At 68.6% G+C, this 14,185-nt stretch carries 3 protein-coding genes; all 3 read left to right on the top strand.

Features of this window, described 5'->3' with window-relative positions:
- Nucleotides 1-3 precede the first annotated feature (3 nt).
- From WBA97_RS30775 to WBA97_RS30765, 3 genes are read left to right on the top strand one after another with little or no spacing between them, the layout of a single operon-like run.
- Entirely contained in the window at nt 4-5,328 is a 5,325-nt protein-coding gene (locus tag WBA97_RS30775) for a class I SAM-dependent DNA methyltransferase (RefSeq protein WP_424234469.1), read from the top strand.
- The gene (locus tag WBA97_RS30770; RefSeq protein WP_424234468.1) at nt 5,325-11,834 is read left to right on the top strand and encodes a DEAD/DEAH box helicase; all 6,510 of its coding nucleotides are present in this window, start codon (nt 5,325-5,327) and stop codon (nt 11,832-11,834) included. Before WBA97_RS30775 ends, WBA97_RS30770 begins: the two co-directional genes overlap by 4 nt.
- The gene (locus tag WBA97_RS30765) at nt 11,831-14,059 is read left to right on the top strand and encodes a UvrD-helicase domain-containing protein (RefSeq protein WP_424234467.1); all 2,229 of its coding nucleotides are present in this window, start codon (nt 11,831-11,833) and stop codon (nt 14,057-14,059) included. The genes WBA97_RS30770 and WBA97_RS30765 overlap by 4 nt, the downstream gene beginning before the upstream one ends.
- The last annotated feature ends 126 nt before the right edge of the window (nt 14,060-14,185 follow it).

Genomic DNA, 14,185 nt, shown 5'->3' with positions numbered 1-14,185 from the left:
GGCATGAGCGCCGTTTTCGACTCGATCACGAACCGGGGCGAGTACTTCGCCGCGCACTACTTCGCCGAGGACCTGCCCGACGCCCTGAAGAAGGACCCGCTAGCCGGCTGGACGGTCATCGAGAAGGACTCACACGACAAGCGCACGACGCCGCGCCAGCAACTGCGGACCCTGCGCGGCGGCTACTTCACCGCCGACGTGCGCGAGTACTTCGCCGACGCCACCGAGCCGGACGCCGACACCGCACCCGGCCCCGAGCTGGTCAAGCGGCTGTCCGCCTGGCACCAGGACATCCTTACCGCTCTCGGGTACTACGGTGACCGCGAGGACGACCTGGAGGCGCGGAAGGGAACACTCGACCGGTTGACCGTGCACCGGTCCGGCCGGGACCACGAGATCCCCGTGGCCTGGCACGGTGACGGGATCGTGGCGCTGGACTGCGGCTGGACGAAGACCGTCGACGACGCGGTCGCCGACATCGGCGCCGGCCTGTTGCTGACGCCGGTGGTGCTCAGCGCCGCGGAACGCTACGAGACCGGGCAGCGGTTGGCCGCGTGGCTGTTCGGCGGTGAGCTCGGCGGGGCGGGTGGCCCCCGGCCGAGGTTCGTGGTGCTGCTGTGTGGTGGCGTGATTGTGCTGGCCGACCGGCAGGCGTGGGCGGAGGGCCGGTTCCTGGCCGCCAACCTCGACCTGGCACTGGAACGCAACGACGTCAGGCAGAACGGCGAGCTGGCCACCATCGCGTCGTTGTTCTCCCACCAGGTGCTCACGCCCGCCGCGGATGGCACCGGCATCCCGATGGACGAGTTGCTCAAGAAGTCCACCGACAACGCCGTCGGGGTGGACAAGGATCTGCGAGCCGGGTTGCAGCGCTCGGTGGAGATCATCGCCAACGAGGTGCTCGACCGGCTGCGTGCGACCGGCGTGGCACCGGAGGAGATCGAGGGCAAGGTCCCGTTCGCTAGGCAGCTGACCCGCGAGACACTGCGGTACCTGTACCGCATCCTGTTCCTGCTCTACGCCGAGTCGCGTCCGGAGCTACGCATCCTCCCCGCCGACGACGGCAGCTACGAGGCGGGCTACTCGATGGCCCGGCTGCGTGAGCTCGTCGCACGTGACGAGGTGCTCGTCGAGGAGGAGGCGAAGAACGGGTTCCATTTGTACGCGTCGCTGGACCTGCTGTTCGCCAAGGTCAACGAGGGGCACCGGGAGTACGGCACCGAGCCGGACGACCTGCTGCCCGGCGACGACGAGGACACCGTCAAGGCCAAGAACGAGCGCCGCAGCGAGGACCGCGGCCTGCGGTTCGAGCCGCTGCGCAGCGAGCTGTTCGACCAGGACGCGATCACGCTGATCGGCGAACTCCCTTACGGGGACGGAACACTCGACCTGCGGTTGCGTAACTCGGCACTGCACGAAGTGCTGCGGCTGCTGACCATGAAGCGGGCAAGCAGTCGCGGTGGCCGTGGCGGGTTCATCTCCTACCGCAACCTCGGCATCAACCAGCTCGGCGCGGTGTACGAGGGGCTGATGTCCTACACCGGCATCATCGCCGGCGAGGAGCTGTGCGAGGTCGCGAAGAAGGGAAAGCCGGAAGAGGGTTCCTGGCTGATCCCGGCACACCGGCAGACCGACTACCCGGCGGGCACGCTGGTCGAGTACGACACGCACGACGAGGCCCACGGCCAGCGCGGCGTGAAACGCTACCCGCGCGGCACATTCGTCTACCGGCTCGCCGGCCGGGAGCGGGAGACCAGCGCGTCCTACTACACCCCGGAGTCGCTGACCAGGGTCACCGTCGAGCTGGCGTTGGGACACCTGCTCGACCAGGACGGGCAGCGGACCCGCGCGTCCCGGTTGCTGTCACTGAAGATCTGCGAGCCTGCGCTGGGTTCCGGCGCGTTCCTCAACGAGGCGATCAACCAGGTCGCCGAGGAGTACCTGCGCCGCAGGCAGGAAGAGCGCGGGATCTCCGTATCGACTGACGCGGCGCTGACCGAGAAGCAGAAGGTGAAGGCGTACATCGCGCTGCACAACGCCTACGGCGTCGACCTCAACGCCACCGGTGTGGAGCTGGCCGAGGTGTCGCTGTGGCTGAACACCATGCACCCGGGCATGCGTGCCCCGTGGTTCGGCCTGCACCTGCGCCGGGGCAACTCGCTGATCGGCGCGCGGCGCGCGGTGTACACGGCCGACGACGTGTGTGGCGGGGCATGGGCGACCGACAAGGAGCTGCTCGAACCGATCCCGTTGCCGTTCCTGGCGGCCGGTGCCCAGCAGGCTCTGCCGAAGGACGCGGTGCACCAGTTCCTGCTGCCCAACCTCGGCTGGGCGGCGGTCACGGATTCCGCCGAGGCCAAGAAGCTGGCGGCGGCGCAGGTCGCGCGGCTGCGGGCGTGGCGGCGGGCCGTGGTGAAGGCGCCGAAGAAGTCCAACGCGAAACGCAACCAGTTCACCCGCCTGCGGGACGCGGCCCGCCGCGTGGAGTTCCTGTGGGAGCTGGTGGTCAAGCGGATGACGCTGTCCGAACAGGCCATCGCCAGGCGCATCGACGTGTGGGGCGCCGACCCGACGGACCCGGAGTTCGCGTTCCTGCACCAACCCGAACACCCGGCGAAGAAGGAACAGGTGCGCGCCGACCTGTTCGACGCGGTGGACACCCCGTACTGGCGGCTGCGGACCGTGATGGACGCCTGGTGCGCGCTGTGGTTCTGGCCGGCACGCGACGCCGGGCTGCTGGACGGCACCGACCCGGTGTACGCCGAACCCGACGAGGAGCGGACCGAGCTGGCCAACCTCGTCGGCGCCACCCTCGAGCGGGCGCCGACGATCATCCAGCAGGGCGCGTTGTTCCCCACCGCCGGTGAGCAGGGCGACCTGTTCGACGCCGACGACGAGGACGCCGACGAGTTCGGGTCCGTGCACACCATCGAGGTAAAGCGACCCAGGACCAAGCAGCCCACGGCACGCCCGGCGGAGCGCCGCCATGTCCCGCTGGCGAAGCTGGACGACTGGCTCGACTTCCTGGAAGCCATGCTCGGCACCGAGGACGTCCCGGACTACACGCTGTTCCGCGAGATCACCGACCTCGACCGGCTCAAGCAGTACGAGGACGACCTGCCCGCGCACATGCACATGTACCGGGGCGACCCGGAAGTCCGCTTCCCGTGGCTGCACACCGTCCGCGAGCTCGCCACCGAACACGGCTTCCTCCACTGGGAACTGGAGTTCGCCCTCGTCTTCGCCGCAGGCGGCGGCTTCGACCTGCAGGTGGGCAACCCGCCCTGGGTCCGTCCCCGCTGGAACGAGTCCGCGGTCCTGGCCGAACACGACCCGTGGTGGGAGCTGACCGAAAAAGCCTCCACAGAGGACAAAGACGCTAACCGCGACCAGCTGCTGACGAACCCGGCTGTCCGCGACTACGTGCTGACCGAGTCCGCCAACGTCACCACCCAGGTCGCGTTGTTCACCTCGCCTCAGGTGTATCCGCTTATCAGCGGCACACAACCGAACCTGTACCGGGCGTTCATGACCCAGGTCTGGGCGCACTCCTCTGCCAGCGGAACAGCCGGCATGGTTCACCCGGACACGCATTTTGTTGGTGAGGATGAAGACAAGCTCCGGGCTGCCGCCTATCGGCGCCTTCGCGTCCATGGCGACTTTGTCAATTCTGGGAACAGATTCTTCCCGCCACCAGTGGGCCGGTCGAGCCATTTCGGTGTACACATTTACGGATGTGAGAAAGACATCGGTTTCCATCACCTTTCGTGGCTTTTTTCAGTTGATGCGCTGCGCAACTCACTGACACACGATGGGACTGGCGATCAACCAGGTGTTGTCAACCATCTCGGCGATTGGGACGAACGTCCGCACCTGACCAGGGTGATCGAGGTTGATCCGGGGCGGTTGGCCACATGGCGCCGACTGCTCGGGAACGACGACCAGCCACTTGACGAAACCCAACTGCTGTTCCCAGTGAGCACGGCCGAGTTGCCCGCCATCGAGGCGCTGGGGAGCTACCCGCGTCGGCTCGGCGCGCTGTCCCCACGGATCAGCAGAGGGTTCGACGAAAGCGGAGCCAAGAAGGACCGTCTCATCGACTACAACCGGGTGGACGCCGCGACGGGTAGCGAGTACCAGCCGGAGACCTGGCGGCGGGTCGTGCTCAAGGGTCTCCAGCTTGGCGTGGCGACACCGGTGTTCAAGAGGCACGACGCCAAATCCTCTGACTCGCGCGGCACCGACCTCACCACGTTGCCCGCCGATTTCGTCCCCGACACCGAGTACGTTCGGGTGCCCGGCCGGGACCATGAGTACCTCGCTGCACAGGACCGCTGGGTCGACCATCGGGCGCTGGCCGCACTCCGAGGACATGACGGGTTCGTGGCCCGTGCCCGTGCAGAGGCGGCGTCAGCACGCGGCGTCACGGAGGACGAGCTGCCGCCGGAGGCGACCGACGAAACCCTGACCCGATGGGCCCGCCGCCGCTACACCACGTTTCACCGTCTCGCGTGGCGTACCCAGATCGCGGCTGACACGGAGCGGGCGCTTTATAGTGCGCTCATACCTCCCGGTGCCGCACATGTTGACAACGTAAACTGTCTCGCGTCGAAGCGAACAAATGAGACATGCGTAGCTGCCGGATTCTTTGCTTCAATCCCACTGGAATACTTCGTACGCATAACCGGCTTAAGGCACCTTCGAAAGAATAGTGTTAACGTGATGCCGGGCTATCACGTTGAGCATCCCCTGGCGTCGGCATTGTTGTTGCGGACGTTGCGGCTCAACTGTTTGACGAAGGCGTACCGACGGTTGTGGCGCGAGGTGTACGAACCGGTCTGGCGGCAGGACGGGTGGGTGGTCGACTGGCCGGGGCTCGCGTCTCTGCAGGATGTCGGTCCGGAATGGACACCCGATACTCCACTTCGGACGGAACAAGCAAGGCGGAGCGCGCTGGTGGAGATCGACGCGCTGGTCGCCGTCTGGCTCGGCATGGACGCCGACACATTGATCGCAGCCTATCGTGGCCGGTTCCCGGTGCTGCGGAAGTTCGAAGCGGGCACCTACTTCGACGCGGCCGGAGCGAAGCTCGTAGGTAACGCCCGCACGTACGGGCAGCGTCAGACCAAGGAGTCCTGGAAGCAGCTCCAGGAACACCTCGCCGACCGCGACAACGTCCCGGCGCCCGAGGGCTACACCGCGCCATTCCACAAGGCCGACCGCGAGGCCGAGATGCGGGCCGCGCACGCGGTGTTCCAGGAGCGGTTGGACGCCGCGGTAGCGGGGGGCGAATGGGACCCGGTGCGGCAGGAGGTGCCAGGGGCGTGAGGCCGACGTTGCAGGCGCGGGAGCTGAAGGAAAGCCTCCTGCAGTACCTGTCCACCACCTACGCGCTCGCCGACGAGGGCGCACGCGCGGCGTTGCACGAGTTTCTCGGCAACGAGACGACCGGCATGTTCCGCGGGCCGTTTCTGCGGGTGCGCACCCCGTTCACGCAGGCCGCGCCCGGCTGGGAGGACCTGCTCGAATGGCGCCCGGTTGGCGAGTGGACGCCGTACGCACACCAGGCCGCCGCGTTCGCCCGATTGTCCACAAGGGATGGACGGGAGCCGCTGCCCACCGTGCTGACCACCGGCACCGGTTCCGGCAAGACCGAGGCGTTCCTGTACCCGGTGCTCGACCACTGCGCGCGGGAACGAGCCGCCGGCCGGGCCGGGATCAAGGCGATCCTGCTGTACCCGATGAACGCGCTGGCCACCGACCAGGCCAAGCGGATCAACGACCTGCTGCTGACCAACCCGGCGCTGCACCGGGTGCGCGCCGGCCTCTACATCGGGGACCGGCCCGCCAACTCCTACGACCGCGTCGACATCCGGCGCGCGGACATGTGGGCATCGCCGCCGGACATCCTGATCACCAACTACAAGATGCTCGACCTGCTGCTGCAACGCGACCAGGACGTACCCCTGTGGAAGAACGCGGACCCGAGATTCGTGGTGGTGGACGAGTTCCACACCTACGACGGCGCGCAGGGCACCGACGTGGCCATGCTGCTGCGCAGGCTGGCCGCCGTGCTCGGGGCGGCCGAACCGGACCGGCCGCTCGGCCGGATCTGTCCCGTCGCCACGTCCGCCACTCTCGGCGCGGCCGACGGTGACGCGCGTACTACCGTGCGGGACGTGGCCGCCACGGTGTTCGGCACCGAGTTCGACGAGGACGCCGTGGTCGGTGAACATCGGCAGACGGTCGACGAGTTCCTGCCGTCGGACGACTTCGACCCGTTGCTGCCGCAGCCACTGCCGGACACCCTGGCGGCGCTGCCCGATCCGGCCCGCGACGGCGACGCGCTCGCCGACCTCGCCGCGGAGGTCACCGGCAGTCGTGACCTCGATCCGTTCGTGCTGGGCGCCACGCTGAAGAGGCACCCGCTGACCGCCGCCGTCCTGCACGCGAGCAACGCGACGGTGAAGACCAACGCCGAAGTACTGAACATTATGTGGCGGTCTCGGGCTGCTTCGTGGTCTCGAGCGGTCGTCGAAAAACCGGAGATCGCGGCGAAGGCGCTGGCACGGTTCGTCGCGCTGCTGTCCATCGCCCGCGATCCCGCGTCGCCTGCCGACCTGCCGAGGCCGTTCGTGCACGTCGAGGTGCACCAGTGGGTGCGGTCGGTGTCGCGGCTGATGCGCGGCGTGCAGCCCTGGCCGCGTGCGGAGTTCCGCTGGGACGCGCCGGGGGTCGGGCACCCGGCGGCGAACAACGCGGCGGTGACCACGATGACCGCGACCGATGCCGCGACAGTGTTCCTGCCTGCCATCTACTGCCGGGCCTGCGGCCGGTCCGGCTGGGCCGTGTTCTCCCCGGAGAGCGACGACCGGATGATCGAGCTGGACAGCATCACCATCCGGCGCGCGTCCACCGGCCGCGACAAGATCAGGGTGCGGAACCTGATCGCGGCCACCGACGCGGAGGCACAGGACGGCCGTGGCGACGGGTCCGTGCAGGTGCTTGACAGCGGCGTCGGAAGACTGCGGTTGCCGACCGACGCCGACTACACCGCGACCGGCGACCCCAGTTTGTCCACGAAGGACTCCGCTTTCGTGCGGGTGAATCTGGGCAAGACGGCGAACACCGCGGCCGGCGAGGACTGGTGTCCAGCATGCGATGAGCGCAACGCGATCCGCTTCCTCGGCACCGGTCCGGCCGCGCTCGCCGCCGCTGCGATCACCCAGCTGTTCACGGGCGGGGAGCTGGACGCCGCGCAGAACGAGGACAAGACGTTGATGTTCAACGACTCGGTGCAGGACGCCGCGCACCGGGCCGGGTTCGTCGCGTCCCGCTCGTTCACGTTCTCGTTGCGTGCGCTGCTGAACCAGTCCCTGAGCGAGGACCATCCGGTCGCCTTGCACGAGCTGATGGCGACGGTGATCGCGGCGACTGACGATGCGAAGACGCTCGCCGCTGTCGTGCCGGTCGATCTGCACGACCTGCGTGGCGTGCGCCGCCTGTTGGCCGGACGCGGCCGAGGGGACAGTCAGACCTGGGAGCTGATCGGGCAGCGGTTGGCCTTCGACGCCGTGTCCGAGTTCGGTTTCCGGTCTCGCAACGGCCGCACGCTCGAGCTGACACGTACAGCGGCCGCTCATGTGCACATACCGGATCCCGCCGAGGTGGTGGCGTTGGCCAGGGCGGCACACGAGACGGCGGCCGTCGGCCACACCGAGCCGGCCGCCGTGGACGACGCGCGCTATCTGGCGCTGGTGCGGGTGTTTCTCGAACGGCTGCGCACCCGCGGCGCGGTGAGCCATCTGTGGCTCGCGGCCTACCTGCGGGAGGCGGGTGCCACGCGCTACCCGGTGTGGGGTGGCAGGCCGCCCGGCATGCGGGCGTTCCCGAAAGGCGTCGCCGCGCCCCGGTTCCTGCTCGCCACGCCGAAGGAACGCAGCGAGTTCGACGTCGCGACCGGCCGGTTGAGCTGGTACGAGCGGTGGGTGCAGCGCTGCCTGGAGTTACCCAGGGCCGGGGTGCCCGCCTTCTGGCTGGCACTGCTGCCGGACCTGGTCGAAGCCGGGCTGCTGTCGGTCGGCACACCGAAGGACAGCTCGGCACGGATCTACGGGCTGCAACCGGGCAACATCGCCGTCCAACGGCTCGCCGACGACGAGGTCAACACGGCGTTCGTGCGCTGCCCGCGGTGCTTCTGGGAGCAGACCGTGCATCCCAGTCTGCTTGGGCAATGGCACGGCCAGCCGTGTCCGGCCTACCGATGCCGCGGTGAGCTGGTGGCGGGCGACCAGCGGGAGACGTTCGGGCGCCACCACCGGGACCGGGACTTCCGGGACGACTACTACCGCAGGCTCTACCGGGAGGCCGGCACCTACCAGGTGATCACGGCCGAGCACACGGGGATGCTCTCCAGGGCCGATCGGGAGAAGGTGGAGAAGGCGTTCCGGGACAAGGGGTTCAACAACCCGAACGTGTTGTCCTGCACCCCGACGCTCGAGCTGGGCATCGACGTCGGGGAGCTGTCGGCGGTGGTACTCGCCGCACTGCCCCGCCGCCCCGCGAACTACGCGCAGCAGGTCGGCCGAGCCGGGCGCCGCACCGGGAACGCCTATCTGCTGACCATCCCGGACCGCAGCCGACGCGACCTGTACTTCCTCGACCAGCCGGAGGAGATGATCGCCGGTCAGATCCTGCCGCCCGGCGCGCACCTGTCCGCCATCGAGATCCTGTGCCGCCAGTACTTCGCGCACCTGCTCGACCTGGCCGCGCACGGCAGGCTCACCCGCCCCGACGGCGTCCTGCTGCGTGGACTTCCGCCGAGGGCGCCCCTGTTGTTCGGTGAGTCCGGCTACCTGGTCGACCTGGTCGACACCGCCCTCGCGCACGGCCAGGAGCTGGTCGAGGAGTTCCTCGCGTTGTTCCCCGAACGGAACTCACCCGACGACGTCAACCAGGACGCTCGTGCCGACCTGCGCCAGTTCGCCACCGAACGGCTGCGCGGCGTCGTCGAGCAGGCGGAACGGGAATGGCGGGCGGGCGAGCAGGTATTGCAGACCCGGCTACGGATGGTCAACGAGACCATGGACGAACTGCACGACAACGACCCGGAGGCGGCGACGCTGAAGGCCGAGCTGGACTCCGAGCGCCGCGCGATCGGCAGGCGGTTGGTCGGCCTGGGTAACACGCCGGCGCAGGACACGTTGGTAACGCTGGGGCTGCTACCCAACTACGCCCTGCTGGACTCGACGACCACACTCAACGCGACGCTGTACTCGACAGAGGAGGGCGTCTTCAAGGCCGATCCGCGCAAATACGAGCGACCGAGGCGCTACGCGCTGTCCGAGTTCGCGCCCGGCAACACGTTCTACGTCAACGGGTACCAGCACCAGATCACCGGGCTCGAACTGGGAGCGGGGGCGGTGCGGCAGTGGCGGTTCTGCCAGGAATGCGGGTACGTGCGCACTGAACACGCCGCCACCGACCGCTCCCCGTGCCCGCGGTGCCGGAGCACCCGCATCGCCGACGACGGGTCATGTCTGCACGACGTGGTCGAACCGGTGGTCGTCACGTCCCGGGACAAACGAGACGACGCGCGGATCAGCGACGACCGGGACGAGCGAGAACACCGCGGCTACACGGTGATCGACGCCGTGGACATTCCCACCGGACAGATACGGCCGAACACGTCCTGGAGGCATGCGAAGGAGACCTTCGGTGTCGACTTCTGCCGCACCGCGATGATCCGCCGGGTCAACGTCGGCCCGGCACGGTTCGACCGGCACCCACAGGACGACCTGGCCGGGCACACCGTGCGGCTGTCGCCGTTCCACGTCTGCTCCGCGTGCGGGGCGGCCACCGCGGACGGCAAGCCGGTGTTCGACTACCCCCTCGACGGCATCGGCTCGTCGGCCGCACGCCGCCCCGAGGTCAAACACCACCAGCCCTGGTGCCCACTGCGTCGCGGGAAGCGGACGGCGGACGTGCCGCAGCGGCCGGTGCTGCTGGCGCACGAACTGCGCACGGAGGCACTGCGGATCCTGCTGCCGGCCGCGACCGTGCTCGTCGACGAGAAGGTGTACTCGTTCCGGGCCGCGCTGCGGCTGGGCATCGACCGGCACTTCGGCGGCGACCCGCAACACCTGGACACCGTGCTCGCGGTCGTGCCGGACGGCCCGACCGGCGCACGCCGGCATTACCTGGTGGTGTTCGACCGGCTGCCCGGCGGCACCGGCTACTTGCACCGGCTGACCGACTCCGAGGCATTCGGGGAGACGCTGCGTGCCGCCCGCCGCGTGCTGCTGACCTGCCCATGCCGGGAGCAGGGACTCCGTGCCTGCCACCGCTGCTTGCACCGCTACACCGAGGAGCGCTACCAGGACATCGTGTCCCGGCAGGAAGCACTGGAGATCCTCGCCGACTTGCTCGGCACCGTCGACGATACCGGCGACACCGTGCTCGACAAGTGGGACACCACCGACGTCTCCGACACGAGCGTCGTCGGACTGGACAGGCAGGTCGAGTCCGACCTGGAGGCCCGGTTCCTCGCCGCGCTGCGGACCTGGGTGGCCGGTGACGCGACCGTCGCGCTCGACGAGGAGAGCCGCGGCAGCGCCGCGTTGCGCTTCACCGACCGGGAGGACGTGGTGCGCTGGCGGCTCACCGCACAGCGCTACCTCGACCGAACCCGCACCGACTTCACCTTCGAGCGAGTCGACGGCCCACCGCAGACCGTCACCATCTACCTGGACGGTTACCGTTTCCACGCCACCCGCGATCACAATAGGATCGCCGCCGACGCGGCAATCCGCGCCAGGCTGCGCGGCGACGGACAGGTCGTGTTCAGCGTGACCTGGGCCGACATCGACCTATTCACCGACACGGCCACCGACGCGAAACCCGTGTGGCCGCCCTACTCGGGCAGTGCCCAGGACAAGGCCCGGGCGGTCTACGAGGACCTCGGCGGCAGGCGGGCTGACCTGGCCACCACAGTGTTCACCAACCCGATGCAGACCCTGATCGCCTACCTGCGTGACCCCGATCAGACGGTGTGGGCACGCCGGGCGGCCGCGCTGGTCGCCGGGCTGACCGTCGCTCCCGATCCGGTCGTCGTGAACGCCGGTCCGGCCGAGGCCCGCGGGGCCCTGCGTACCGAGTTGGCCGGTCGGTCGGTCGCCACGCCGGTCGACGGAGACGGCGGTCTGACCGTGCTGCGTGCTCGCGACACGAACGGCCTGTCGCTGCGTTATGTGCTGGACAGCCGCGCGGGCAAGGCGTTGCCGCACGTGCGGTGGAGTGCGATCGCGGTGCTCGACGACGACGCCGCACTGGAGACTGCCGACCACAAAGCACGCTGGTGGGCCTGGCTCTACTGGTCGAACCTGATCCAGTTCCTCGCCGCCGGCGGTGGGGACGGGATCGCGCTCGCGTCCAGCGCCGCGCCCGGCTATCCCGTCGAGACGCTCGCCGCGTGTAGCGCCGTCGCGTCGGCACCGGTGCCGGCCAGCGGCGCACTGAAGGACCCGGCGTGGAGGGAGATCCTCGCGCTGTTGGACGAGGACGCGCCTGGTTCGGTGCTGACCGCGTTGGCACACCGACTCGCCGAAGTGGGAAAGGAGGCACCGGTGTACGGATACGAACTCGGCTCGGGCCGCTGGCAGGCCGACTTCGCGTGGCCGGACCAGCGGCTCGTGATCGTGCTCGACGAGGGCAGCGAGGCGGTGCGCCGCAACGAGGTGTTCGACGCGGAAGGCTGGACCGTACGCACTGTCGAGGACTCCGACGAACTCGACGCGTTCCTCGCCACCGTTCCCGACGCCGGAGGCACCCGATGACCGTTCGGCTCAGCGTCCATCACAAGGCCGACCGCGAGATCTACGAGTTGCCGCGTCCGGAAAAGGCGGCGTTCTTCGACTTCAGCCACCGGTTCCGGCAGAACCCGGATCACCCCAGCCTCGACCTCAAGCCGCTGAAGGGAAACAGCCGGATCTACCGGGCAAAGCTCAACCCCGCCTACCGGGTGCTGCTGGCCAAACTCGGGGTCGACGCCCAGGGCGTGGCCAACTGGCTGGTGATCGCGGTCCGCCACCGCAAGGACGTGTACGAGGAGCTGACGGTCGCGGTCAACCGGATCACCGGAGAGATCGAGTTCGCCGACCTCTCCGTCGTCGGGGACAGCGTGCTGCGCAAGGTCGGCATCACGCTCACCCCGACCGAGCCGGAGGAGCCGGCGGCGCCGCAACCGGAACCGGCCGAGCAACCAACGGCCGCGCCGCTGCTGGCCGGGGTCAGCGCGGCGGACCTGCGCGAGCTCGGAGTCAGCGAGCCGCTGATCGACCTCGCGCTCGCGGTGACCGACAGCGCCGAGCTTGACCAGCTGGTCAAGGGTGCCCCGCTACTGTCGACGGACGTACTCTACGGGCTGGCCGCGGGCATGAGCGTCGATGACGTTCGCCGCGAGATCACCGAGGAGGCCACGGTCGAGCTGACCCCTGACTTTGCCGACGACCTGCCGGCCGCGCTCGCCCGCACCGCCGTGACCACGGCAGACGATCTAATACTCGAAGTGCTGGAGGAAGGCGACTTCCGCGCCTGGAAGGTCTTCCTGCACCCCACCCAGGACAAGGCCGCCAAGCGCGACTACAGGGGTCCAGCGCGGGTGTCCGGCGGACCAGGCACCGGCAAGACGGTCGTCGCGCTGCACCGGGTCAAGCACCTCGTCGAGGCATTGCCGCCCGGCACGGACAAGGCGATCCTGCTCACCACGTTCACCAAGAACCTCACCGAGGACCTGCGTTCCCGACTTGACTCTCTGCTCGAACCAGAGCAGCAGGACCGCGTGGACGTTCTCAACATCGACCAGCTGGCCGCGCGGGTCGTCACCGAGAGCGCGACCGGCCGCAAGCGCCGGATCAGTGACGTGGCCGCGATCGACCGGCTCGCCGCGCTGCTCGCCGAACTGGAGGAACGTCGTTTCGACGCACGGTTCCTGTTCGAGGAATGGGACCAGGTCATACTCGGACGGGCATTGACCAGTCGAAAAGAGTACTTCGACGCACGCAGGGCAGGCCGTGGCCGGGCGCTGACGAGGCTGGACCGGGCCACGGTGTGGAAGATCATCGAGCAGTTCACCGCCCGGCTGGACAAGGACGGCGTCGAAACCTGGGGCCAGTTCGCCGATCGCGCCGCCCGCCTCGAAAAAGCGCGCGCCGACAAGGTCATTGCTCGTGACGGACACACCGAACCGGCCGTCGACGACAGTGCCGGCCCGCACTACCGACACCACCGCTACCGGCACGTGGTCGTCGACGAGGCGCAGGACCTGCGCGCCGCGCACTGGACCATGCTGCGTGCCATGGTCGCCCCCGGCTCGAACGACATGTTCATCGCCGGTGACACCTACCAGCGGATCTATCAGCACCAGGTCGCGCTCGGGGCACTCGGGATCAATATCCGCGGCCGGTCCACCCGGCTAACCCTCAGCTACCGCTCCACCAGGCAGATTCTGGCCAAGGCGATCCAGATCGTCGCGCCGGCCGCGATCACCTACGACGATCTCGACGACGGCACCGAGACCATCGATGGCTACCGCTCCGTGCTGCGCGGCGAGGAACCTACGATCGTCCGCTACCCCACGTGGCAGGACGAGCTGGCCGGCCTGGTGACCACACTGACAGTTTGGCGCGCCGACGCCGACAACGCACGCGGCACCATCGCCGTGTGCGCCGCCGACCACGACCACGTCAACCAGATCATCAACGCTCTGTCGGCCGCTGGGATCAGCTACGCGGAACTGACCAAGGACGGCCCCAAAGGCGACGGCGATATTCATGTTGGCACCATGCACCGCATGAAGGGCCTGGAATACGAACGCGTCATCCTGGCCGCGGTCACCGACGGCGTCATCCCCAAGAAGTCCGCCTCTTCCGCGAACTCCCCCGACGCCGCACGCCGCGAACACCAGGACCGCTCCCTCCTGTTCGTCGCCGCGACCCGAGCCCGCGACACCCTCCACATCACCACCCATCCCCCGGAAAGCCGATATCTACCAGCTAGATAACGTGTCGAGGTGGACCTCCTGGGGCTACGTCGGTATTTCCGGCCCGACGTACCGGGCTGAAGCCGGTGGGATGGGCACTGACAGTGATGACATCGGACCTTGTGAGTCCACGTAGGTCGCCGCCCC

It is taken from the genome of Actinophytocola sp. (assembly GCF_049647105.1).
Taxonomy (GTDB): Bacteria; Actinomycetota; Actinomycetes; order Mycobacteriales; family Pseudonocardiaceae; genus Actinophytocola.
Note: the sequence above shows the minus strand (reverse complement) of the source record. Positions and strands in the feature narration are given on the sequence as shown.